This is a genomic window from Arthrobacter sp. MP_M4 (assembly GCF_035984855.1).
Lineage (GTDB): Bacteria > Actinomycetota > Actinomycetes > Actinomycetales > Micrococcaceae > Arthrobacter.
This window is the reverse complement of record NZ_JAXCHX010000002.1, coordinates 351510-372830: the sequence shown is the minus strand read 5'-3', so window position 1 is coordinate 372830 and position 21321 is coordinate 351510. Positions and strand designations below refer to the sequence as shown.

The 21321-nt window shown below is 66.3% G+C and carries 22 protein-coding genes and 1 pseudogene; 8 read left to right on the top strand and 15 right to left on the bottom strand.

What is annotated here, in order from left to right:
* Position 1: 1 nt before the first annotated feature.
* Both kynA and RCH15_RS04135 read right to left on the bottom strand, forming a co-directional pair.
* Entirely contained in the window at positions 2–856 is an 855-nt protein-coding gene (kynA, locus tag RCH15_RS04140; RefSeq protein WP_326958309.1) for a tryptophan 2,3-dioxygenase, read from the bottom strand.
* 115 nt (positions 857–971) lie between these two features.
* Positions 972–2000, bottom strand: a complete 1029-nt coding sequence (locus tag RCH15_RS04135) for a bifunctional riboflavin kinase/FAD synthetase (RefSeq protein WP_326958307.1) — start codon at positions 1998–2000, stop codon at positions 972–974.
* A gap of 237 nt (positions 2001–2237) precedes the next feature.
* Here RCH15_RS04135 and RCH15_RS04130 point away from each other — a divergent pair, with 237 nt between their 5' ends.
* From RCH15_RS04130 to RCH15_RS04120, 3 genes and pseudogenes are all read left to right on the top strand, one after another.
* Positions 2238–3053, top strand: a complete 816-nt coding sequence (locus RCH15_RS04130) for a DUF937 domain-containing protein (protein ID WP_326958305.1) — start codon at positions 2238–2240, stop codon at positions 3051–3053.
* A 292-nt stretch (positions 3054–3345) separates the two neighbouring features.
* The gene (locus RCH15_RS04125; RefSeq protein ID WP_326958303.1) at positions 3346–3627 is read left to right on the top strand and encodes a hypothetical protein; all 282 of its coding nucleotides are present in this window, start codon (positions 3346–3348) and stop codon (positions 3625–3627) included.
* 128 nt (positions 3628–3755) lie between these two features.
* Positions 3756–3945, top strand: a pseudogene (locus tag RCH15_RS04120) (helix-turn-helix domain-containing protein); the annotation flags it as partial.
* Between the two features lie 148 nt (positions 3946–4093).
* Here RCH15_RS04120 and RCH15_RS04115 read toward each other — a convergent pair.
* Positions 4094–4543, bottom strand: a complete 450-nt coding sequence (locus RCH15_RS04115; RefSeq protein WP_326958301.1) for a hypothetical protein — start codon at positions 4541–4543, stop codon at positions 4094–4096.
* A 34-nt stretch (positions 4544–4577) separates the two neighbouring features.
* Positions 4578–5645 (bottom strand): GNAT family N-acetyltransferase, encoded by a 1068-nt coding sequence (locus RCH15_RS04110; protein ID WP_326958299.1) that lies wholly within the window; start codon positions 5643–5645, stop codon positions 4578–4580.
* Between the two features lie 111 nt (positions 5646–5756).
* On the opposite strand from RCH15_RS04110, the gene RCH15_RS04105 reads away from it, so the two are divergent.
* A complete protein-coding gene (locus RCH15_RS04105) occupies positions 5757–6182 on the top strand; it encodes a GNAT family N-acetyltransferase (protein ID WP_326958297.1) in 426 nt (141 codons plus the stop codon).
* A 670-nt stretch (positions 6183–6852) separates the two neighbouring features.
* Here RCH15_RS04105 and RCH15_RS04100 read toward each other — a convergent pair.
* A complete protein-coding gene (locus RCH15_RS04100; protein WP_326958295.1) occupies positions 6853–8517 on the bottom strand; it encodes an HNH endonuclease signature motif containing protein in 1665 nt (554 codons plus the stop codon).
* A gap of 260 nt (positions 8518–8777) precedes the next feature.
* Between RCH15_RS04100 and RCH15_RS04095 the strand changes: the two genes are divergently transcribed.
* On the top strand, positions 8778–9365 hold the full coding sequence (locus RCH15_RS04095) for an NUDIX domain-containing protein (RefSeq protein WP_409017183.1): 588 nt from the start codon (positions 8778–8780) through the stop codon (positions 9363–9365).
* Between the two features lie 9 nt (positions 9366–9374).
* On the opposite strand, the gene RCH15_RS04090 is transcribed toward RCH15_RS04095, so the two are convergent.
* Genes RCH15_RS04090 through truB form a run of 3 tightly spaced genes read right to left on the bottom strand, consistent with a single transcriptional unit; the run spans position 9375 to position 11189 of the window.
* Positions 9375–9836: a hypothetical protein gene (locus tag RCH15_RS04090; protein ID WP_326958497.1), complete on the bottom strand. Its 462-nt coding sequence runs from the start codon at positions 9834–9836 to the stop codon at positions 9375–9377.
* A 46-nt stretch (positions 9837–9882) separates the two neighbouring features.
* The gene (locus RCH15_RS04085) at positions 9883–10236 is read right to left on the bottom strand and encodes a hypothetical protein (RefSeq protein ID WP_326958293.1); all 354 of its coding nucleotides are present in this window, start codon (positions 10234–10236) and stop codon (positions 9883–9885) included.
* Positions 10236–11189: a tRNA pseudouridine(55) synthase TruB gene (truB, locus tag RCH15_RS04080; RefSeq protein ID WP_326958291.1), complete on the bottom strand. Its 954-nt coding sequence runs from the start codon at positions 11187–11189 to the stop codon at positions 10236–10238. Before truB ends, RCH15_RS04085 begins: the two co-directional genes overlap by 1 nt.
* A 69-nt stretch (positions 11190–11258) precedes the next feature.
* Between truB and RCH15_RS04075 the strand changes: the two genes are divergently transcribed.
* Both RCH15_RS04075 and RCH15_RS04070 read left to right on the top strand, forming a co-directional pair.
* Positions 11259–12416, top strand: coding sequence for a pyridoxal phosphate-dependent aminotransferase (locus RCH15_RS04075; protein WP_326958289.1), 1158 nt, complete (start codon positions 11259–11261; stop codon positions 12414–12416).
* A gap of 168 nt (positions 12417–12584) precedes the next feature.
* A complete protein-coding gene (locus tag RCH15_RS04070) occupies positions 12585–12782 on the top strand; it encodes a hypothetical protein (RefSeq protein WP_326958287.1) in 198 nt (65 codons plus the stop codon).
* A gap of 40 nt (positions 12783–12822) precedes the next feature.
* Here RCH15_RS04070 and RCH15_RS04065 read toward each other — a convergent pair whose 3' ends face one another.
* Together RCH15_RS04065 and trxA are read right to left on the bottom strand one after the other, a co-directional pair.
* Complete coding sequence (locus tag RCH15_RS04065; RefSeq protein WP_326958285.1) at positions 12823–13182, bottom strand: CU044_2847 family protein; 360 nt, start codon at positions 13180–13182, stop codon at positions 12823–12825.
* A 29-nt stretch (positions 13183–13211) separates the two neighbouring features.
* On the bottom strand, positions 13212–13649 hold the full coding sequence (gene trxA, locus RCH15_RS04060; RefSeq protein WP_326958283.1) for a thioredoxin: 438 nt from the start codon (positions 13647–13649) through the stop codon (positions 13212–13214).
* Between the two features lie 279 nt (positions 13650–13928).
* Between trxA and RCH15_RS04055 the strand changes: the two genes are divergently transcribed.
* A complete protein-coding gene (locus RCH15_RS04055) occupies positions 13929–15098 on the top strand; it encodes a ScyD/ScyE family protein (RefSeq protein ID WP_326958281.1) in 1170 nt (389 codons plus the stop codon).
* 96 nt (positions 15099–15194) lie between these two features.
* Here the strand turns inward: RCH15_RS04055 and rbfA are convergent, their stop codons facing one another.
* The 5 genes from rbfA to rimP form a co-directional block, all read right to left on the bottom strand.
* Complete coding sequence (gene rbfA, locus RCH15_RS04050; protein ID WP_326958279.1) at positions 15195–15704, bottom strand: 30S ribosome-binding factor RbfA; 510 nt, start codon at positions 15702–15704, stop codon at positions 15195–15197.
* 321 nt (positions 15705–16025) lie between these two features.
* Positions 16026–18926, bottom strand: coding sequence for a translation initiation factor IF-2 (gene infB / locus RCH15_RS04045; protein WP_326958277.1), 2901 nt, complete (start codon positions 18924–18926; stop codon positions 16026–16028).
* A 152-nt stretch (positions 18927–19078) separates the two neighbouring features.
* Positions 19079–19420 (bottom strand): YlxR family protein, encoded by a 342-nt coding sequence (locus RCH15_RS04040; protein WP_326958275.1) that lies wholly within the window; start codon positions 19418–19420, stop codon positions 19079–19081.
* A gap of 263 nt (positions 19421–19683) precedes the next feature.
* Positions 19684–20664 carry a transcription termination factor NusA gene (gene nusA, locus RCH15_RS04035; RefSeq protein ID WP_326958273.1) on the bottom strand — a complete coding sequence of 327 codons (981 nt, stop codon included), beginning with the start codon at positions 20662–20664 and terminating at the stop codon, positions 19684–19686.
* Positions 20664–21281 carry a ribosome maturation factor RimP gene (gene rimP / locus RCH15_RS04030; protein WP_326958271.1) on the bottom strand — a complete coding sequence of 206 codons (618 nt, stop codon included), beginning with the start codon at positions 21279–21281 and terminating at the stop codon, positions 20664–20666. The genes nusA and rimP overlap by 1 nt, the downstream gene beginning before the upstream one ends.
* Positions 21282–21321 lie beyond the last annotated feature (40 nt).

The following is a 21321-nucleotide window of genomic DNA, read 5'->3' as shown; positions in this document are numbered from 1 at the left end:
CTCACTGGCCGATTTCCGTCCGGACGGCGAAGAGCTCGGGGAAGAAGGTCAGTTCGAGGGCTTTTTGCAGGAAGGCAGCGCCGCTGGATCCGCCGGTGCCGGACTTCATGCCGATGGTGCGCTGTACTGTGCGCAGGTGCCGGAACCGCCACAGCTGGAAGTTGTCCTCCAGGTCCACGAGTTCCTCGCAGGCCTCGTAGGCGCCCCAGTTGTCCGCGGCGTTTTCGTAGATGTATTTGAACACCGGGACCAGTTCCGGGCAGAACTCGTGGGCTTTGGTGACGTCCCGTTCCAACAGTGCCGCCGGGACGTCGAAGCCCTGCCGTTTCAAGTAGGCAAGGAAGTCGTCATAAATGCTCGGGGACTCAAGGATTTCCAGCAACATCGCATGGGCCTCGGCGTCGGACTCAAATACCGGCAGCATCTTGCGGTTCTTGTTGCCCAGCAGGAACTCCACCGCGCGGTACTGGCTGGACTGGAAGCCGGAGGAGTTGCCCAGGAACCCGCGGAACTGCGAGTACTCGGTGGGGGTAAGGGTGGCCAGGACGGACCATTGCTCCGTGAGGGTCTTCTGGATGTGTTTGACCCGGGCGATCGCCTTCAGCGCCGATCCGAGGTCGTCGGAGCGGAGCCACGCAGCGGCGCTGCGGAGTTCGTGCAGCACCAGCTTGAGCCAGAGTTCCGTGGTCTGGTGCTGGATGATGAACAGCATCTCGTCATGGTGCTCCGGCGCGCTGACCGGCTGCTGGGCACTCAGGAGCGTCGGCAGTTGCAGGTAGGACGCATAGCTCATCCGGGAGCTGAAGTCCCGGACTATGTCCTTGTCCAGCTCCCGCGTATTTTTCTCAATTGTCACGTCTTTGCCTTCCTGGGCCAATTATCCGTCCATCACCGGGCCGGCCGGCGTCGGAACCGGCCGGCGTACCGGCAGGGCGTCCGGCGCTGCGGCCGGGTGCGAACAGCTCAGCGCGCTAGCGCGCGAACAGAATGTCGTGGGCCTGGACGACGTCCAGACGCATCTGGTCCACCAATGCCTCAGGGCCACGGTACGCCACCATCCCCCGCAGCCGGGCGACGAATTCCACGACCACTGTCTGGCCGTACAGATCAAAGTCCTCGACGGCTTCTTTTGGCCGGTCAATCACGTGGGCCTCGACCTGCCGGCTGACGCCGTCGAACGTTGGGTTGGAACCGACGGAGATGGCGGCAGGCCAGCGGGTGCCGCCCTGGTCCACGAGCCAGCCGGCGTAGATACCGTCCGCGGGAATGTAGCCGCTTGCAGTGGAGGCCAGGTTGGCGGTGGGGAAACCAAGGTCGCGCCCGCGGGCGGCGCCGTGGACCACTTCACCGCGCATCCGGTGCGGTCTTCCCAGGACGGCGGCCGCGGTGGCGACGTCGCCGGCCCGCAGTTCCTCCCGCACCCAGGTCGAGGAGCAACGGCGGTTCGCCCCGCCGTCGGCGTCCCGGGCGCCGCCGTCGGCTGCGCCACCGGCCTGGTCTTCGGGGTGCAGCGGAAAGCCCTCTGAACCGAATTCGCTGATGACCAGCACCTCGAAGCCGAGCTTACGGCCAAGTTCCTGCATGGTAGCGAGGTCTCCGGAGTTGTTCCGGCCGAAGCGGGCGTCGTGGCCGATCACCACGTGGCTCGCGTTAAGACTGCCAACGAGGACGGTGGACACGAACTCTTCGGGAGTGAGGCTGGCCAGCTCCAGGGAGTACTTCATGACGAGAACGGCGTCGAGGCCAAGCTCGCCGATCGCGGCCAGTTTGTCTTCCAGTCCCATGATCAGTTCCGGAGCGGATTCGGGCCGGTGCACCTGCGCCGGGTGGGGGTCGAACGTGATGGCGACGGCGCGGGCGTGGTTGAGGCGGGCAACCCGGATGAGTTGAGAGAGCACCTGTTGGTGCCCGCGGTGCACACCGTCGAAGTTGCCGAACGTAACGACGGATGGACCGAAGTCCGCCGGGACTTCGGACGGATCGTTCCAGATGTGGACCATCAACCTCGCCTTTTGCTTCCTGCCATGTGCACCTCCGGAGTGATCTGCAGGCTCCGGAACTCTCCTAGATTACCCGCAAACCCGGCGGCCTTCCGACGGCACTGCCGGGCACCGGGGCAACGTCCTTCCGCGTGCGGGAGGGCCGGACTACGATGCAAGGGCAAACAATCCGGCGGCGTCTGAGCGGGCGCCGTTTTCTATGAGGCCCGCACCGCGGTGCGGTCGAAGGAGTACCCTATGACCGAGCTCCAAGACATCCTGAGCCAGATCCCGGTGGACCAGATTGCCGGCATGCTCGGTACGGACCGGCAGACCGCGCAGGCCGCAGTGGAGGCCGCCGTGCCCACGCTGCTGGCAGGCATGCACAGCAATGCCCAAGCCTCCGACGGCGCCGCATCACTGGAGTCCGCGCTCAACCAGCACCAGAACGGGCTGATCGAGGGCGGAGTCGATGTGTCGCAGGTGGATACCGCGGACGGTGAAAAGATCGTGAGCCATGTCTTCGGCGGTCAGCAGGACCAGGTGGTTAGCCAGCTGGCCGGGACCTCCCAACTCGGCGGCGTGGGCGGGGACATGATCAAGAAACTGCTGCCGATCCTTGCCCCGATCGTAATGTCCTACCTGGCGAAGAAGGTCCTCGGCGGCCGCGGACAGACTCCCGGCGCTGGCGGCGCGGCTGGGTCCGCTGGGACGGGCGCATCAGGGCAGGCCGGTGGCATTGACCTCGGTGGGATTTTGGGCGGGATCCTGGGCGGCGTCGGGGGCGCTGCCGCCGGCGGCGCTGGCGGGATGGGCGGGCTTGGCGATCTGCTGGGCGGGCTGCTCGGCGGCGGCCAGCCGTCGTCGCCGGCAGCCGTGCCCGATGCGGTTCCTGCTGCGGGACGGAACTCTCCGCTGGAGCCGCAGGCCTATCCGCAGGGCCAGCCCACCGGCGGCGCGCCACGCCCCGGCGAGGTGATCGACGTCGACCTTCCGGAGAGCCAGCCGGTGGAGCGCAAGAATGACGACGGCGGGTTCGGCGGGATCCTGGGCGGCCTGTTCGGGAAGAAGTAGGCCGCGGACCTGCCCGGAGTTGCCAGGCAGGCCACCGTTCATCCCTGTCGCTGGTTCCCGGTGACGAGGCCGGCAGGGTCATCCCATCCGCGCCGGAGACCGCCGGATGGGGACGTTGTTGGGGGACGTAATTGTGGGTTTAGCGGCCAGAGCGCCACAGCTTGCGGCTGTTTGTGTGATGCTCGCGGCGGGAGTGTCGTTGAGCGCCTGCGGCGGCGCGGCCGAAGCTGCCGGGAACGCTGGAAACGCCGGTACACCGCAGCTGTCCCGGTCGGCGCCGGCGTAACCGGCGGTGGGCGGCTACGAAGGCTGGTGGAACGCCACACCGGCCAGCGGCGGCAATGCCGGACTCCGCCAGGAAACTGTTGCCAGCAATACCAGGACCAACGTCGTGGTCGATGCCTTCAGCCGGAAGATCAACGGCGCCGGGCGACCCACCCTCATCACGGATGTCCCCTATACAGTGGTTCCCGATCCGTCCTGGCCGGCGGACTCGGTGGTCATCATCGACACAGCAACCAACAGGGTGATCGAGCGTTTCCGCGTTGACCTCAAGGGCGAGCCACTGCGCTAGCTGTCCTGCCCCGGGGCGTTGGTTCGGTGAATGTGATGACCCGCTGGAGTCATTGACTGATGGGTGAGGACCTCCGGTTGCACAGTGGAGTTGCTTGGACAACCGCTGCAGTGACCAGGAGGTCCTCAATGTCCCACGCTAATGCCGCGCTGACTCCACGCCAACGTTTGCGCGTCGCGCGTCTTGTGGTTGATCACGGCTGGCCGGTGTCCCGGGCTGCCGAACAGGTTCAACTGCTCCTGGCCGACGGCCAACAGGTGGGCGACCCGCATCGCCGCAATGGGTGAGGCTGGCATGGCCGACAGATCCTCGCGCCCGCCCATCAGCCGCTTCCCCCCACCTCCCCGGGCAGTAAAGCCAGCGCCGCCAACGGCGCCCGGCGATGGGTCGGTCAACGGCGCGCGTTGACGTGCCGGTCAACGGCGCCCGTTGACGTGCCGGTCAACGGCGCCCGGCGATGGGTCGGTCAACGGCGCCCGGCGATGGGTCGGTCAACGGCGCCCGTTGACGTGCCGGGGCTGAGGTGCGCGGTGGTGCCGCCCGCGGCGCGGTGATTCCGCCAGTGCAGCAGCACGGCGGCCAGAATCAGCGGAACGTGGATGCCAGGGAGATTCCGCGCGAACCACCGTGGCAGGTAAATATCGGTGACGGAGCCCGTTTCGTCGCCAAGGTCCTTGGCCACGGCGGTGAGGGGGCAGTGGAACCCGTTGGCGGCAAAGACCAGGGTTTCGGCCGTGACGACGCCCGCAGCCAGGCCCACCCTCCGGTCGGTACGGCCGCGGGCGCCGGCATACAGGACGTAGACCATACAGGCCTCGATCGTGAGCCAGGCGAAGGTGTGGAATGCTTTGACGGCCCTTAGCAGGGACGCGCGTTCAGCCTTCCGCAGCTCCCGTGCGGCCTTGAGTCCTGCCATAAATCCAGCGTAGCCGCCGTCCGCCGTCGTCCGGTCAGAGGCTTTCGGCCCGCTTAGACCCAGTTCCCGTGTCGGACAGCTGCGCGAGCCAGGCGTCGAGCTGACGGGGATGGCGGAACAGGATCGCGGGCGGCATCGCTGGATCCGAATGGAGACTGCGCATCACCTGCCGTTTCCGTGTGAACGACCGGAAATGCCACCGGATGATCGAGTCGTGGATGAACAGCCGGGCAAGGGTTTCCTGGTTCCCGTTGCAGACCGGTTCCCGGGTCACGGCCCGGCGCAGCGAGCGGCGTACCAGCCGGGCCAGCGAAAGCCAGCGCGGATAGTCCAGGCCGACGACGAGCTCCGGCCGCGGCAGGACAACGTCCCGCCACACCCCGTAAGCACTGTCCAGTACCCAGCGGTCCTGGGCTGCAACCGCGGCGGCGAGGTCCCGTTGCTCCTCGACGGTGCGCTGCTGCCACCCGGGCAGCCAGCCAATGTCATCATCCGCAGAGAACTCGGGCAGCCCGGTGGCCTGAGCGTAGGCCCGGGCGGCAGAGGACTTGCCGCTCCCGCACACACCGTAGAAGAGAACGCGGGAGGGTGCGGCCGGGAGCGGTTCGGAGGCGCTGCCAGCCTTGATGGTTCCGAGTGGTTTGCGGTACCAGTCGGCTGTTTCCGTGGCGAGGGTTCGGTTGCCGGCGGCGCTCAAAGCTTCGTACGAATACGTCGCGGCGGCGCCGGTCGGCCGGTAGCCAAGGCCCAGGTAGAGATGGAGTGCCGCCGCGTTGCCTGGATCGACGCCAAGGATGATCTCGCTGTGACCGGCCAGCCTTGCTTGCTCCTCCAGCCAGAGGCAGAGCGCTCCGGCTATCCCCGCTCCCCTGCTGCCGGGATACACGAAGAGATGCTTCAGCTCAGGGACAGGCCCGGTTCGAAAATCCAGGACAGCCCCGCCGTGCGGGGTTGTCCCTGTCCAGGCCGTGGCGTAGATCAACTCCCCGGACGTCTGCCGTTCCAGGAAACCCTCGGCGATCCGTGAGTTCGGAGGTTCGTGCCGGACAAGGCAGGAAAGATCTCCCGCCTCGCACTGGCGGACAATCACGGATGCATTCATGGTTCCTCCCCCGGGATGACCGCCCCGTAGGGCCCTGCCTGCATTGCGCATCGGCCATACGCTAGCACCTCACCTGCGGCCCGGGGCAGACCTGTGTGCCACACTGATCCGATGTCAGAGTTCACAGTCCTTGCCGGCGGCCCCTTTTCCGATCCCGAGGTGCAGGCGTTGTACGAATCTGTGGGCTGGGGTGCGTATACCCGGGAACCCAAGGTTCTGGCCGCGGCCGTCCGCGGTTCGTCCTTCGTAGTCACGGCCCGCAATAGCGGCGGGGCGCTGGTTGGGATGGCCCGGGCGATCTCCGACGATGCGACCATCTGCTACCTGCAGGACATCCTCGTAGACCCGGTTTTCCAGAAATCAGGTGCCGGCCGCGCGCTGCTGGAAGCTGTGCGCTGGCGCTACCAGCACGTCCGGCAGTTCGTGCTGCTCACCGACAACGATCCCGGGCAGCGTGCCTTCTACGAGTCCCTCGGCTTCACCGAGGGATCGGATTTTCGTCCTGAACCGGTGCGCGTCTTTGCTCAGTTCCGCTAGCCCTGGGTAGCCCGCAGACCTTGGGCTTTGCGGCGCAGAGCCGACTAGCGCAACGATCAGGGAGCCGCGGCAGCCCCGGTTATGGGAGGCATGTCTTTCCAAGAACAATGGCTGCGATGGCGCCCGCCGATGCGATGAGGACCAATGGAGTTTGGAAGGCTGCGGCCTGAATTGCCAGGCCCCAATCTGATATGGGTTTCGACCCGCAAATATCGAAGCCAAGTCGATTATCAACGCGGCTGCATAACCGGCGTAGTAGCAAAGCCAGATGGCACGATTCCTCCAGGTCCCGGCGAAGGCCCCCACCGCGAACTCGTAGACCAGATACTTAAGCCCCATCACGGTGGCGGCAGAGGTAAGAACGAATACAAAGTCCACATCCTCGGAAAATTCGCTCAGTGGGACATTCGCCGCACCCTGATAAATGGCACTCGGACGGCATCCAATTATTGACCCCTTGCTTAAGGGGTGTCTCGTTTGGGGCCCTGAAACCGTTCCGCCCGCATCCAGTTGAGCCGTCGTTCGGGTGACGCATGCCGTTCGGAAACGCCGAGCCTTTGTGCCGCCGCGTCGTCGGGCTCGACACCGAGGGCGGTCTCGCCGCAGCAGGCCAGCCTCGCTCGCTCTTCCAGCCAACGGCAGAGCGCCCCGCCGGCGCCCATACCCAGCCTCACTCCAGCCGGAAGTAGCGGTTTCGTCGTGGCACCTGGCGCGGATCGACGTGCGGAGGCGGGATGAACCACGGGACGCCGCTTCGCAGTTGGATGGTCCAATGTTCCTTGTGGACGACGTGATGGTGATGCGAGCAGAGCAGCGTTCCGTTGCCTGCCCCGGTGCTTCCGCCGCGGGACCAATAGTTGATGTGGTGGGCCTCGCACCAGGGCGCCGGAATGGTGCACTGGGGAAAGGCACAGCCCTGGTCGCGCGCGGTGATGGCCTTGCGGACGTGCGGCGGGAAAACCCGCGAGGCGCGACCGATGTCGAGGATCCGGCCTTGTCCACCCAGCACAATCGGGATGATGTCGGCGTCGCAAGCGATCTTGCGCACTGTCGAGGCGGTGATAGGTCCGGTGAACAGCAGTGTCCCGGCGTTGGACCCCGGGGCGCGGGTCTTCGCGTCGGCGCCGCCGAGCCGTTCCAGCAGGTCACGGTAGTCAACGGTGACCATCACCTGCGGGCGCAGCCCTCCCGCGGCGGGCAGGTCTCCGGCGGCGAGGGCAACTTTGCAGCCACCGACGAGACCGTCTAGGAGCCGCTGCGGCCGGGTGCGCTGATCGAGCCGTTCCGCTGCAGCAGCGTCGTCGGCATCGCCGTCGACGGCGGAACCGGCCCGGGGCCCCGTTGGGGAGGCGGCGTCGTCCACGTCGGGCCCGGATGCGGCGCCTGTCCGCGGGTTGGTGGCGGTGTTCATGACTGAGAGTATGTGTTCGAACTGTTCGGTCGTGGCGAAGAGTTCCAGATGCTGCAGTCCGCGGTGTACCCGTCGGATGAAGGCGCCCTGGCGGTGGCGCAGTTCCTGCTCGCCGGGTTCCTCGCCGTCCTGGTCCAGGGCGTCCGTCCAGCGTTTGGCGATCCGGGTCAGGAAGTCCTGGTCGTTCTCAATCGCCGTCCGGGTGAGCGCATGCTCCATCCGCGCGGCATCCTCGGGTGCGGACACGTGCCGGACCTGGTCCAGGGAGAGGCTGATGATGGTCGCCGCCCGTGAGCTGATGTCCCCCGAAGCGACCACGGCCGCGAGTTCCCCTTTCGCGGCCGGCAAGGGCTGGCCCAACAGGCCCGTGCGCGGCAGGACGTCCGCCACGAGGGCCAGCCGGCGTCGGGCTTCCGGGGCACTGATACGTAACCGCGCCCGCAGGAATTCCGCGGTGTTCCGGTACCCGTCGTCCACTCCTCCAGAGGAAGGATCAGCGCCTCCCGAATCGTTCCAGATGGTTTCGGACGGAGTATTTCTCGGCGCACTCGCCTCTGTATTCCAGCCAGTCAACCAACCGGCAGGCGCGTTGGAACCAAACTTCTGGGCGGCAGTCCTGGGACCGGCCGCTGCCTGGCTCCGGGTCCGGTCGACCGCCGCCGCGGCCACAAGCTGGAAGTATTCGGCCATGCGGGACAACTCCTCCACGCGGCCGGCAAAGTCGGAGGCTGCGGCCACTCCGAACAGCGCCGCATCAGCCACAGCAGTCCCGTTGCAGGACCGCAGCAGGGCAAGCGCCCCATCCAGGGCACGGCTCAAGCCCTCCGCCTCGGGAGGAACGGGCGCGAGCCGGGGAATGCCAGGGAGGATCCCCGCGCCAGGCCGGGCGGCCTGTACCAGGATGAAATCTCCAACGGCTTCCATGACTCAACAGTACTTTTGAGGTGTGACAGTAACGGGCACAATCCGGGGAATGCCAAGGAGTATTCCCGCGCCAGGCCGGGTGGCCTGTTCCAGGATGAAATCTCCAACGGCTTCCATGACTCAACAGTACTTTTGAGGTGTGACAGTAACGGTCCCGGGCTGTTCGGCCCGGGTACGGGCGGGGTTCACCCGGGCGTCAAGACCAGCCCCGCGAAGTCACACTCCGGCCGATACGGGCAGTGCCGTGGGAAACTGGGGGCATGGACAGCCCTGTTGCCCCGACCTCGAGCCCGGCGCTCCCCCACGACGCGCGGCCCAGCGACTCACAGCTCCCCGCCGCACTGACCGAGCTTCCCATCGAGTTGCGCCGCCCCCACGGACCCCGTGATCCCGGTGACGCCTGGGTTGAGGGAAACCGCGGACGGTTCTGGGGGCGCTTTGGCTCGGCGGGCCTTCTCGTCCACGACTCCGCCAAGGGCATCCTGCTCCAGCACCGCGCCCTGTGGAGCGATCAGGGCGGCACCTGGGGACTCCCGGGCGGAGCCTTGCACCAGGGCGAAGAGGCTGTCCACGGCGCTCTGCGCGAGGCAAAAGAAGAAGCTGCCGTCCCGCCGGAAAACGTCCGCGTACTGTTCACCTCGGTCTTCGACATCGGATATTGGACCTACACCACCGTCGCCGTCGAGGTTGTGGAGGCGTTTGAACCGGAAATCAGCGACCCGGAAAGCCTGGAGCTGCAGTGGGTGCCGGTTGAGCTCGTCGGCGACAAGGAATTGCATCCCGGCTTCGGAGCGGCCTGGCCGGTCCTGCGTCGCAGGCTGTTGGGGCTCGACGCAGGACCGGACTAAGCACCCCGGCTAGGACTCCCGGGGCTGCTTCGGCGCCGGACGGCGGCGGTACAGCCAGATGAGGCCGAGGACTGGCAGCAGCAGCGGAATGAACGCATAGCCGCGACCAAACAGGGACCAGACGGTCTCGTGCGGGAAGTTGACCGAGTCGAAGACACTGAGTGCGCCGACTACCAACACACCTACCAGTTCCACGAGCACCGCTGCCACGGAGACCTTGAACCAGGTACGGCCGGCTTTGGCGAGGGAGACAGTCGCCACGAGATAGACGACGGCGGCGAACGCCGACAGCAGATAGGCCACCGGCGCTTCGGAGAACTTGGTGAGAATCTGGTAACCGGCCCGAGCTGTCGCCGAGATAGCGAACACCGCGTAGACGGCGATCAGCAGCCGGCCCGGGCCGGTGTTGCGGGTATCCCGCTTGGTTCCAGCGGCCGCCGGACCCGGCGCCGGGTTGGGCGTGGTTCCGATGTGCTCCTGCGAGGGTTTTGCCGTCACGTTCTCTGCCTCTTCCACGTCAGTACCAGATTTGATTCATTCGGGCCGCCATCACCAGAGCGGTGACGCCGACGGCGGCCAACACGAAGTTGCTCCAACGGGTGCGTTCCAGGATGGCCCAGTACACCGCTCCGACCGGCAGGAGCAGTGCCGTCAGCAGGTAGCCCCAGAACTCCCACGGCTCCCCCGCGATCTGCTCCCCGCCCGCGACCCGGATGATCGAACCGACGAGGTATACCAGCAGGGAGAGCTCGACGGCGGCGACCGAGAGGATCGTCGTGTCGTTGGGAGCCTTCTTGAAGATGCCGGCGGAGAGGCAGAGGACGGTGGAGATCAGCCCCACCACCAGAACGATGTAGAAGTACGCGTCCACTAGGTCCCGGCCTGCTTTTCGGTCGGGGACTGCTTCGGGGCGCGCTTCTCGTTGTCCGGCGCGAAGACCAGCACCGGCTTGGCGTAGCCCCCCTTGTCCGCGAGCAGGGCCACGAGGGTTCCGTCCGGGCCAAAGGCCGCTGCCGGATTGTCCGCCGTGGCAGCGTGTGGGGTCCCGGCGTCCGCCCCCGCAGCGATCCTGCGGCCAAACGAAATCTCGGTGGTTTCCGCCTCGCTGAGTTCACGGTTGGGCATGAGCGCCCGGGCGGCCAGGGACATCTCCAGTACGTCGAGTTCCTCAGCGAGCTGTTCGAGGGTGCGCGCCTGGTCCAGCGTGTAGGGGCCCACTTGGGTACGGCGCAGCGCTGTCAGGTGGCCGCCGACGCCGAGCGCCCCGCCGAGGTCGCGGGCCAACGCCCGGATGTACGTGCCGGAGGAACATTCCACGGTGACGTCCACATCCAGCACCTCACCCTCGCGCACCGGACGGAGCCCGTGGACCTCGAAGCGGTGAATGGTGACCGGCCGGGCTGCCAACGTGACTTCCTCGCCGGAGCGGACACGGGCGTAGGCGCGCTCGCCGTTGACCTTAATGGCGCTGACGCTGCTGGGAACCTGCTGGATCTCTCCGGTCAGGGCGGCGACGCCGGAGCGGACCGCTTCTTCGGTTACGGCGGCGGCGCTGCGGACGGCAGTGACCTCACCCTCGGCGTCGTCGGTGATGGTGGATTCCCCGAGCCGGATGGTCGCTGTATAGGTCTTGGAGGTGCCCACAATGTAGGTGAGCAGGCGGGTCGCCTTATTAATCCCGACCACCAGAACGCCCGTTGCCATGGGATCCAGGGTGCCGGCGTGGCCCACCTTCCGGGTACCGGCGAGCCGCCGCATCCGTCCAACCACGTCGTGGCTGGTCCAGCCTTGCGGCTTGTCCACTATTACCAGTCCAGAAAGCACGCTTCCCAGTATATCTGCGCCACGGTGGCACCCGGCGCCGGAGCAGTTGCGGCAGCTAGGATGGCAGACATGCCCGAGCTTGCTGCCCACGTCCGCGACGTCCCCGTAAACCAGATCCGCGAAATCACCGAAGCCGCCTGGCGAACGCCTGGCGCCATCGTGCTGAGCATCGGCGAACCAGGTTTCGCTGTGCCCCGCCATATCCTCGAGGCCGGGATGGCCTGCCTGGACCGCGACGAAACGAATTACACCCCCAACGCCGGCATACCGGCCCTGCGGGAGGCGTTTGCGGCCAGGTTCCGGGAGCACAACGCGACGCCGGTCGGAGCGGACCGCGTGTACGTTGTTGACGGCGCCCAGCAGGGCCTGCATTTCGCGATGAGCATGCTGCTCTCCCCTGGCGACGAAATCCTGATCCCCAATCCGGGCTATCCAACCTTCGCCATGACCTCCAGCCTGCTGCACGCCGTCCCGGTGCAGTACCCGCTGTATCCCGAGCACGATTTCCAGCCCCGGATCGAGGACATCGAGGAACTGATCACCGCTCGAACCAAGGTGTTGATCCTGAATTCGCCCTCCAATCCGCTGGGCGCGGTCCTGGGTGAAGAGCTCACCCGCAGCCTCGTGGAACTGGCGGTCCGGCGTGACCTCTGGATCATTTCCGACGAATGCTACGAAGCGTTCACTTACGACGTCCCGCATGTAAGCCCTGCCCGCTTCGACAGTGACGCGCCGGGCGAAGCACGGGTGTTCACCTCGCTCACCCTTTCCAAAACGTACGGTCTGACCGGGCTCCGTATCGGTGCGCTGGTTTGCCCTCCGGGTTTGGAGCAGAAAATGAACAACGTGATGGAGGCGATTGTTTCCTGCGTCGCCGCACCGTCGCAGTACGCGGCGTTGGCGGCGTTGACCGGCCCCCAGGATTACGTCAGCCACGCCCGCGCGCACTACCGGGCCAACCGGGATGCTGCCTCGGCGGTATTGGAGTCCAAGGGCATCCCGTTCCTGACGGCGCAGGGAGCTTTCTATCTGTGGGCTGATGTGTCCCACGCCAGCGGCGGGAATGTGCGGGCCTGGGTCCGGACGTTTCTCGCGGAGTCCGGCGTCTCCTTCGCCCCGGGCACCGCGTTTGGTTCAATTGGCGAAGGCTGGATCCGGATCGCGCTCTGCACCAGCCAGGCCGATCTCGTGGAAGGCCTCGGCAGGTTACCCGCCCGGGTCGGCTGAAGGCCGGCGCATCGCCTCGGGAGCCGGCGGCCTAAGGGGCCGCAGTCCCCTACCGTTGCGGCACGGCAGCGCATACTCTGAGCGCAGCCTCTGCTCTTCGCCGGTGGTTCCGGAAACTTCCCGTCCGGAGCGCACGAGGCGATTCAACGTTCGGTCAGGGAGGCGCACATGTGGTGGCAAGACTTGTTGTGGGGCATTTGGAACGGACTTACGGCGTGGATAGTGCTGATCGTGCATGTGTTCGGGCAGTGGAGCGAGTTCGCCTTCTACAACACCGCCCGCGCCGGCAACTGGTACGACTTCGGTTTCCTGCTCGGTATGGGATCGCCCTTCCTGGGCGTTTTGGGTCGCGGCCGGCGTCGTTGATCCAGCGCCTCCTGCCAAAGTGGCATTCGGGGGGACTGTCTCACAGCGTGATCCCTTCCTCCGGTGAGAGTGACTCCGCCTGCGAGTGCGGGACTGCGCGGGTGAAAGAGAGCGTGACGATGAAGTGGGCCTCTGAGCAGTTCCGCGCGATGATGGCCCCTGCCTCACCGGCCAGCTTCACGCCGAACTGAAGCTCCAGGTGCTCCGCCCCGACTTCCTTGAGGACGTCCGCGGCCGCGGTGGCCGCTGGCCGGATGGCGGCGAGGGCATCCTCAAGCCGCCGCCCGGCATCGGTAATTCCCTGCTCGTTTCGCGCGGGCCGTTCGACGCCGAAGCTGTCGTCCGCGGCTTCGACCAGTACCGTTCCGGAACCTACTTCGTAGCGCAATATCGCGGTCATCGTTTTCTCCATCTCGGGCAAGGTGACGGTCACGGCGGCCCCGCCGCCAGGGCGTCGTCGAGCCAGCGCCGCAGGGCCGCCGCCGGCGGAGCGCCGGCCTGGCGGGCCACCACTTTGCGGTCCCTGATCAGCAGGATGGTTGGAATGGCCTGGACCTCGAAGCGCCGCGAGAGTCCTGGCGACTTGTCGACGTCGACCTTTACGAGTTTGACCTGGCCTGCACGCTCCTGCGCGAGCTTGTCCAGCACGGGACTGACCATGCGGCAGGGACCACACCAGGCGGCCCAGAAATCGATGAGGGCCGGCGTCGAGGATTGCTCCGCAATGACACCGAAGTCCGTTTCCCCGGCATCGACAATCCAGGGCAGGTCCTTGCGGCAGTTGCCGCACCGGGGATGACCGGTGGCGGCCGCCGGAACCCGGTTGGTCTTCCCGCAGTTCGGACAGGTGATCAGGGTGGAGCCCACGGCCCGCCGCCTTCCCGAGTTCCTGCAGTCATGATTTCATGGGACGCCCCCGCGCGGATCGCGCCTAGAGTCCAAAGGCCCCGGCCCCCGACGCCCCGCGTGGACGCGGGGCCGGCACCTTCTGAGGCAGGGGTTCCGGGCCCGCGGAGCCATCGACTTTGCTCCTTCGACGGCCTAATATCCGCAGTGGGGGCCGCCGGAACTCGTCCGGCCGCCGTGCTACCGGTCTCAGTGGTCTCGACACCATGGATACGCCATCATTCGCCACGGGAGCCAACTATGAGAAAGCACTTGTCATTACTCGCCACGGCCGCCCTCGCTGCCGTCTTCGTCTCCGCCGGAGCGCCCGCCGGCGCGGTTTCGGCCGTGGCCTCAACCACGGCCTCCACGGCTTCGGGCGGCGCAGCCGACAACACCCCCGTGGTGCTCACCGGAAGGCTGGTGGGGCCGCTGTCCCTCAGTGCCGGGCACCACGGATCAGTCACGGTGAGTGAGTCTTTCGCCGGCCGTCTGACGCAGGTGGACTCCGGCGGGAACCAGAAAGTCCTCTACGAAACCGCGGACTGGGACGTTTCAGGCAATGCCCAGCACGAGGGGACCAGGTACGTGTTGGAGAGCCAGGGCGCCGGACCGGACCCGGCCGTACTGGCCGGCCACGTCCGCGTGATCGACGAAGACGGGCTCCAGCGCACTGTGGGCGATTTCGCCGCCCTTGAAGTTGGCGCAAACCCCGACGGCACCACCCGGTACGGCTTCCGTGACCTGCCCGAGGGCTGCGCAGCGCAGCTGCCAGTCAACATGCCGGCCAGCTACGACGGCGAAGTCGACTCGCATCCGTACGCCATTGCCGTCACCGACGGAACCTTCTACGTCGCCGACGCCGGCGCCAACAGTGTGGTGTCGGTTGATGCCGGCAGCGGCAAGACCAGGACTGTCGCTGTCCTGCCGCCGCGGCCGTACACGATCACTCCGGAAGCCGCGGCCTCCAACGGCCTGCCGGACTGCGTCGTCGGAACAACGTACGACTTCGAAGCCGTCCCGACCGATGTCGCCGTCGGCCCTGACGGCTACCTGTACGTGACCTCACTCCCGGGCGGACCCGAAGATCCGGCACTGGGCCCGCGCGGGGCGATCTTCAAGGTGAACCCGGACGAGGACGAAGTGGAGCTCGTGGCGGAAAACATCATGTCTCCCACCGGCCTCGCGCTCGCCGACAACGGTGAGATTTATGTCGCGTCTCTGTTCGGCGAAGGCGTCCTTCGAATCGACCCCGACTCCGGTGATCAGACAGTGGTGCTGGCAGCCAGCTTCACGGCCGACATCGACCTCTGCGGGAGCACACTCTACGCAACGGTCAATGCCTTGCCAGGGGCCGGCGGTCCGCCCGACGGCCAGGTTGTGCACCTGGACCTCGACGTGGGACGTCACGACGGCGCAACGACGTCGTGACCGGGCCTCTCTTACCGGACAAGAATGGCCGGTCCCTTACCGGGCCCGGCCATTCTCCTGCAGTTCCGGGCAGCGCCGGCCCACTCCGTGAGTGGACTACTTGCTGTTGTCCTCGTCGACGACATTCCCGTCGCTGAGGTCCTGGTCCTCTTCGTCGAAGTCGTCCTCATCGAGCTCCACGTCCTGCGGGACATCGCTCTTGTAAGGGTCGGCATCGCCGGCGTGCTTGGCGCTGGCAGCGAGGGCGGCTACCTCGGCGTCGCGCTTCTTTGCGGCCCGGAGCAGCTCCTCAAGGTTCGAGGCCACTACCGGGATCTGGTCCGCAACGAATTCCAAGGTAGGCGTCAGCCGGACGGTGACGTTGCGGCCAACTTCCTGGCGCAATACGCCCTTGGCCTTCTCCAGGCCCTTGGCTGCCTCGGCCTGGGCCAGCTCGTCACCGAACACGGTGTAATAAATCGTGGCGTGCTGCAGATCATTGGTCACCCGTGCATCGGTGACCGTGACGCCCTCGAGCCGAGGATCCTTGACCCTCCGGCCCAGGGCCTCAGCAACAACAACCCTAATCCGCTGCGCCAACTTGGCAGCCCGTGCGGGATCAGCCATTTCCACTCCTAAAAAAATTTGGATGTACGACGGCGCGTTAACGGCTCACGTACACGTTTGGGTTTGTTGCCACGCGCCTAAGGCGAGTTTACGACGGACTCCCGTTGGATTCTTCCGGCAGCCTGGGTGGCATCCAAGCGGCAGTCGAGGGACCCGATGCGAGCTTGCAAGCATTGGGAAGGCTGGCACCGCTGCCGGAGCTGGGTGGCCGACGTCGTAAGGCGTCGGCCACCCAGCGTAGGGGCGGGGCCCTCTATGGCGGAAAAGTGGGGGCCGCCGGGAAAAACCCAACGGCCCCGCACCTTGTAACGCTAGGACACTTTAGACGCGCGGCTTTTCGCGCATCTCGAAGGTCTCAATCGTGTCGCCTTCGGTGATGTCGTTGAACGAGCCAAGACCAATACCACACTCGAAGTCCGTACGGACCTCAGTGGCGTCGTCCTTGAAGCGCTTGAGCGTCTCAACGGTGAGGTTGTCACCGATGATCTTGCCGTCGCGGCTGACACGGGCCTTGGCGTTGCGTCGGATGACACCCGAGCGGACGATCGAGCCTGCGATGTTGCCGAACTTGGAGGAACGGAACACTTCGCGGACTTCGGCAGTGCCAAGCTGGACTTCTTCGTACTCCGGCTTGAGCATGCCCTTGAGGGCCGCCTCAATGTCATCGATTGCTGCGTAGATGACGGAGTAGAAGCGCATGTCCACGCCTTCGCGGTCTGCCAGTTCGGCAACCCGCTCTGCGGGCTTGACGTTGAAGCCGATGATGACGGCGCTGTCGACCGTTGCCAGGTTGACGTCGTTCTGCGTAATCGCACCGACACCGCGGTGGATAACGCGGAGCTGGACACCCTCGCCGACGTCGATCTTGAGCAGCGCGTCTTCGAGGGCTTCCACGGCACCGGACACGTCACCCTTGAGGATGAGGTTGAGGGTGTCGATCTTGCCATCGGCGACGGCCTGGTCGAAGTCTTCCAGGCTGATGCGCTTGCGGCGCTTGGCCAGGGCGGCGTTGCGGTCCGCAGCTTCACGCTTCTCGGCGATCTGGCGGGCGGTGCGCTCGTCAGCGGTCACGAAGAAGGTGTCACCGGCGCGCGGGACGTTGGACAGACCCAGCACCTGGACGGGGCGGGACGGGCCGGCCTCGGTCAGGGCACTGCCGTCGTCGTCAAACATCGCACGGACGCGGCCGTGGGCCGTGCCTGCCACGATGGTGTCGCCGACGTGCAACGTACCGGACTGGACGAGCACGGTAGCAACCGCACCGCGGCCCTTATCCAGGTTGGCTTCAATCGCGATACCGCGGGCGTCCTTGTTCGGGTTGGCGCGCATGTCCAGGGCAGCGTCTGCGGTCAGCAGGACAGCTTCGAGCAGCTCGTCGATGTTCAGGTTCTGGCGGGCAGAGACCTCCACGAACATGGTGTCGCCACCGTATTCTTCCGGAACCAGGCCGTACTCGGTCAGCTGGCCGCGGACCTTTTCCGGGTTGGCGCCTTCCTTGTCGATCTTGTTCACGGCCACCACGATCGGCACGTTGGCCGCCTGCGCGTGGTTGAGGGCTTCAATCGTCTGCGGCATAACGCCGTCGTCCGCTGCCACCACGAGGATCGCGATGTCGGTCACCTTCGCACCACGGGCACGCATGGCGGTGAACGCCTCGTGGCCCGGAGTATCGATGAAGGTGATCTTGCGATCGATGCCTTCGTGAGCGTGCGTGACCTGGTAAGCACCAATGTGCTGCGTGATGCCGCCGTGCTCGCCCGCCATAACGTCGGACTTGCGGATGGCATCCAGCAGGCGGGTCTTACCGTGGTCAACGTGACCCATGACGGTGACAACCGGAGGACGTGCCTCGAGGTCTTCGTCGCCTTCGGCCTCGAGCTCTGCATCGAAGTCGATGTCGAAACCGGAGAGCAGCTCGCGCTCCTCGTCTTCCGGTGACACGACCTGGAGCTTGTAGCCAAGCTCCTCACCCAGCAGGGCGAAGGTCTCTTCATCCAGTGACTGAGTGGCGGTAGCCATCTCACCGAGGTGGAAGAGGACCGTCACCAGCGCGGCGGGGTTTGCCTCGATCTTGTCAGCGAAGTCCGTAATGGACGAACCACGCCGCAGCCGGACTACGGTGTTGCCGTCGCCGCGGGGAACGCTTACGCCACCCAGCGACGGGGCACTCATCTGCTCGAGTTCCTGGCGCTTGGCACGCTTCGACTTGCGCTGCTTGCCGCGGCCTGCGCCGCCCTTGCCGAAAGCACCCTGGGTGCCACCGCGACCGCGGCCACCCTTGCCGAAGCCTCCGCCGGCCGGAGCGCCGCCACCGGTACCGGGAGCACCGGTACCTGGAGCGCCACCCGGACGGCCCGGGCCGCGGGCTCCGCCACCGGGACGGCCTGCACCAGCGGGTGCGGGACGTTCGGTGCGGTTAGGCATCATGCCGGGAGTCGGACGGTTTCCGCCGGCCCCTGCCGGACGGCCGGCGCCTGCTGCGCCGGCTGGACGCGGAGCGCCCGGGCGTGCACCCGGAGCGCCGCCGGTGCGCGGAGCACCGGGACGGGGACCACCAGCGCCTGCTGCGGGGCGCGGGCCGCCGGGGCGTTCGCCCTCGGTACGGCTTCCGCCCGGACGCGGCATGCCCTGGGAAGGAGCGAACGGGTTGTTACCCGGACGCGAGGGTCGTTCGTTGTCGCCGCCGCGGCCCCGGGGCATGCCCTGGGACGTAGCGAACGGGTTGTTGCCGGGACGGGGACCGCCCGGGCGGGGCGCCGAGCCACCCTGGCGTGCCGGAGCAGCCGGGGTTTCAGCCTTGGGAGCCGGACGTGCGCCGGGCTTGACACCCGTGGAGGGCGCCGCCGGGGCCTGGGCGGCCGGAGCTTCAGCCGCGGGCGCTGCCGGTGCGGCGGGAGCCGCCGGGGCCGCGCTCGGAGCCGGAGCAGCCGCTGCCGGAGCCTCAGTCGTGGTGTCGGCAGCCTTCGGGGCAGCCGGTGCCGGCGCGGGCGCCGGACGGTTTGCCGCGGGGCTGGCGGGTGCCTTGGGGGCGGACGCGGGCGCTTCGGACTTCGAAGCTGCCGCTGCGTCGGGGAACGCGTTGCGGAGTTTCCTCACAACGGGGGCCTCAATGGTGGAAGAGGCAGAGCGAACGAATTCGCCCAGTTCCTGCAGTTTGGTTACTGCATCTTTGGAAGTAATACCGAGCTCTTTAGCGAGCTCATGTACGCGGACCTTGGCCACATTTCTCCTGTCTCGGTCCGCACCGAGCCAGGCACGAACCGTCTACTTCTTACTGCGGACCTCCGCCGCGAGTGCAGCTGAAAGGTCCATTGCAGAGCGCAACAAAGTTGTCATCGTTGCGCACTCATCGCTGGGAACTCATCGGGTTTCCATCAGTTTTCTGACCCGCTTTCAGGTTGGACGGTTGTTGCTGCGGCCACCGGGGTGTCCACGGCTTGCGTGCCCGCCAGAATCCGGCGTTCGACGTCGGCTGTTCCGGCCGCGCCCTTGAGGGCGCGTCCGAACGCCCGACGTTTGACCGCCAGTGCCAGGCACTTTTCGCTGGGGTGCAGCCATGCACCCCTGCCAGCCATCCGGCGTCGTTCGTCGACTACCACAGCGGATGAACCGCTGGTGTCGGCGACGAGCCGGAGTAACTGCGACCGTGCGCCCTTGTTCCGGCATCCAATGCAGGTACGCTGCGGTTGATTCCCGAGGTGTTGCACGTGTGCCACTTACGAGTATCTTCCTGCCAGTACATACCTGCCGGCCCTGTCGTCCTGGGTTTGCCGCGCCAAGGGGTTGTTGCCAACCTCTTCGCCGGATTCAACTCCGAACACGTGAAGGACACGCGGATACCGGCCGTGAGGCGCGGTCATGTCTATTCTAGCCCCTCAAGCGCCCGGGACCCGAACCTGCGGGGACACGGACGCCGACGGGCAGGCCCAATCGTGGCGCCTCTGTGGCGGGCACCCTGCAATCGGGCCACCCGGCGGGCCTAGTTGTCGCGGCTGACTGCAGCGTCCGAGACGATGTCGATCCGCCATCCGGTGAGCTTGGCGGCGAGGCGGGCGTTCTGGCCCTCCTTGCCGATGGCAAGGGAGAGCTGGTAATCCGGGACCACCACGCGGGCGGAGCGGGTCGCCTCGTCCATGATGGTGACCGAATTCACCCTGGAGGGGGACAGTGCGCTGGCGATGAACGTCGCCGGATCGTCGCTGTAATCGACGATGTCGATCTTCTCGTCGTTGAGTTCGTTCATGACTGCACGGACCCGGGAGCCCATTTCACCGATGCACGCGCCCTTGGCGTTGATGCCGGGGGTGTTGGCTTTGACGGCCATCTTGGTGCGGTGTCCGGCTTCGCGGGCCAACGCGACAATTTCGACGGAGCGGTCCGCGATTTCCGGTACTTCCATTTCGAAGAGCTTCCGCACGAGTCCCGGGTGCGACCGGGACAAGGTGATGGAGGGACCCTTCGTGCCGCGGTGCACATCGATGACGAAAGCGCGGAGCCGGTTGCCGTGGGTGTACTTCTCCCCCGGGACCTGCTCGGGCGGCGGCAACAGCGCCTCCACAGTGCCCAGGTTGACCTGGATCATGTGCGGGTTGTTGCCCTGCTGGATGGTTCCGGCGACAAGTTCGCCCTCACGGCCCTTGAACTGGCCCAGTACGTTATCGTCCTCAGCGTCGCGCAGCCGCTGCAGGATGATCTGCCGCGCGGTGCTTGCGGCGATGCGGCCGAAGCCCGCAGGCGTGTCTTCGAATTCACCGATCGGGGCGCCGTCGTCGTCGATCTCCGTGGCCCAGATGGTCACATGGCCACTCTTGCGGTCCAGTTCAGCGCGGGCTTTTTCAAACGCCCCGGGCGTCTTGTGGTAGGCCACCAGCAGGGCCTGCTCGATGGTCGGAATCAGAAGATCCAGAGGGATTTCGCGCTCGCGCTCCAGGAGTCTCAGTGCGCTCATGTCAATATCCATTAGGCCTCCTCGGAAGGTCCATTGTGTGCGTTCTCCAGGCCGGCCTCTTCGAGGTGGCTGAACTCAATCTCGACTTTTCCACTACGGATCCTGTCGAAAGGAAGCTTCAGGGGCTCGCCCTGCTTGGGCTTCATGCCCTTCTTCACCGTGATCTCCGGAACCAGCGTCACGCCGCCGTCGTCGACGGATTGGACCCTGCCCGTGACGTTCTCGCCCTGCAGGACGTTCACCTTGACCATCCGGCCGCGGGCACGGTGCCAGTGCCGCTCTTCGGTGAGGGGACGGCCCACGCCGGGCGAAGAGACTTCGAGCTCGTAGGGCCGTGCGTCCGTGCTGGGATCGTTGTCCAGGATGTCGGACAAGGACGTGGAGATCTCGGCGATGACGTCGAGACCGACGCCACCTGTCTCCTCCTGCGGCAGGTCCACCACTACGTGGACTACCCGGTTAGAGCCGGCGACGTGGATGGAAACGTCCTCCAGGTACAGCCGGTGTGCCTGGACCTCGGGCTCCAGGAGGGCATGCAGCCGCTCGGCCTCGAGGTTATGGGCGGGTGCGGCTTCAGCCTTACCCGTTCCGGTCCGGTCTGATGAAGTCGTGGCTTCTGCATTTGTCATGATGCCGGCCGCCTCCCGTTAGATGATGTTGTGAGTACTA

Bases quoted from the DNA above. Each gene is read 5' to 3' on its own strand.
- RCH15_RS04135 (WP_326958307.1), bottom strand. From the start codon at position 2,000: ATGGTCCACATCTGGAACGATCCGTCCGAAGTCCCGGCGGACTTCGGT.
- RCH15_RS04130 (WP_326958305.1), top strand. From the start codon at position 2,238: ATGACCGAGCTCCAAGACATCCTGAGCCAGATCCCGGTGGACCAGATT.
- RCH15_RS04115 (WP_326958301.1), bottom strand. From the start codon at position 4,543: ATGGCAGGACTCAAGGCCGCACGGGAGCTGCGGAAGGCTGAACGCGCG.
- RCH15_RS04110 (WP_326958299.1), bottom strand. From the start codon at position 5,645: ATGAATGCATCCGTGATTGTCCGCCAGTGCGAGGCGGGAGATCTTTCC.
- RCH15_RS04105 (WP_326958297.1), top strand. From the start codon at position 5,757: ATGTCAGAGTTCACAGTCCTTGCCGGCGGCCCCTTTTCCGATCCCGAG.
- RCH15_RS04100 (WP_326958295.1), bottom strand. From the start codon at position 8,517: ATGGAAGCCGTTGGAGATTTCATCCTGGTACAGGCCGCCCGGCCTGGC.
- RCH15_RS04095 (WP_409017183.1), top strand. From the start codon at position 8,778: ATGGACAGCCCTGTTGCCCCGACCTCGAGCCCGGCGCTCCCCCACGAC.
- RCH15_RS04075 (WP_326958289.1), top strand. From the start codon at position 11,259: ATGCCCGAGCTTGCTGCCCACGTCCGCGACGTCCCCGTAAACCAGATC.
- RCH15_RS04070 (WP_326958287.1), top strand. From the start codon at position 12,585: ATGTGGTGGCAAGACTTGTTGTGGGGCATTTGGAACGGACTTACGGCG.
- RCH15_RS04065 (WP_326958285.1), bottom strand. From the start codon at position 13,182: ATGACCGCGATATTGCGCTACGAAGTAGGTTCCGGAACGGTACTGGTC.
- RCH15_RS04055 (WP_326958281.1), top strand. From the start codon at position 13,929: ATGAGAAAGCACTTGTCATTACTCGCCACGGCCGCCCTCGCTGCCGTC.
- rbfA (WP_326958279.1), bottom strand. From the start codon at position 15,704: ATGGCTGATCCCGCACGGGCTGCCAAGTTGGCGCAGCGGATTAGGGTT.
- nusA (WP_326958273.1), bottom strand. From the start codon at position 20,664: ATGGATATTGACATGAGCGCACTGAGACTCCTGGAGCGCGAGCGCGAA.
- rimP (WP_326958271.1), bottom strand. From the start codon at position 21,281: ATGACAAATGCAGAAGCCACGACTTCATCAGACCGGACCGGAACGGGT.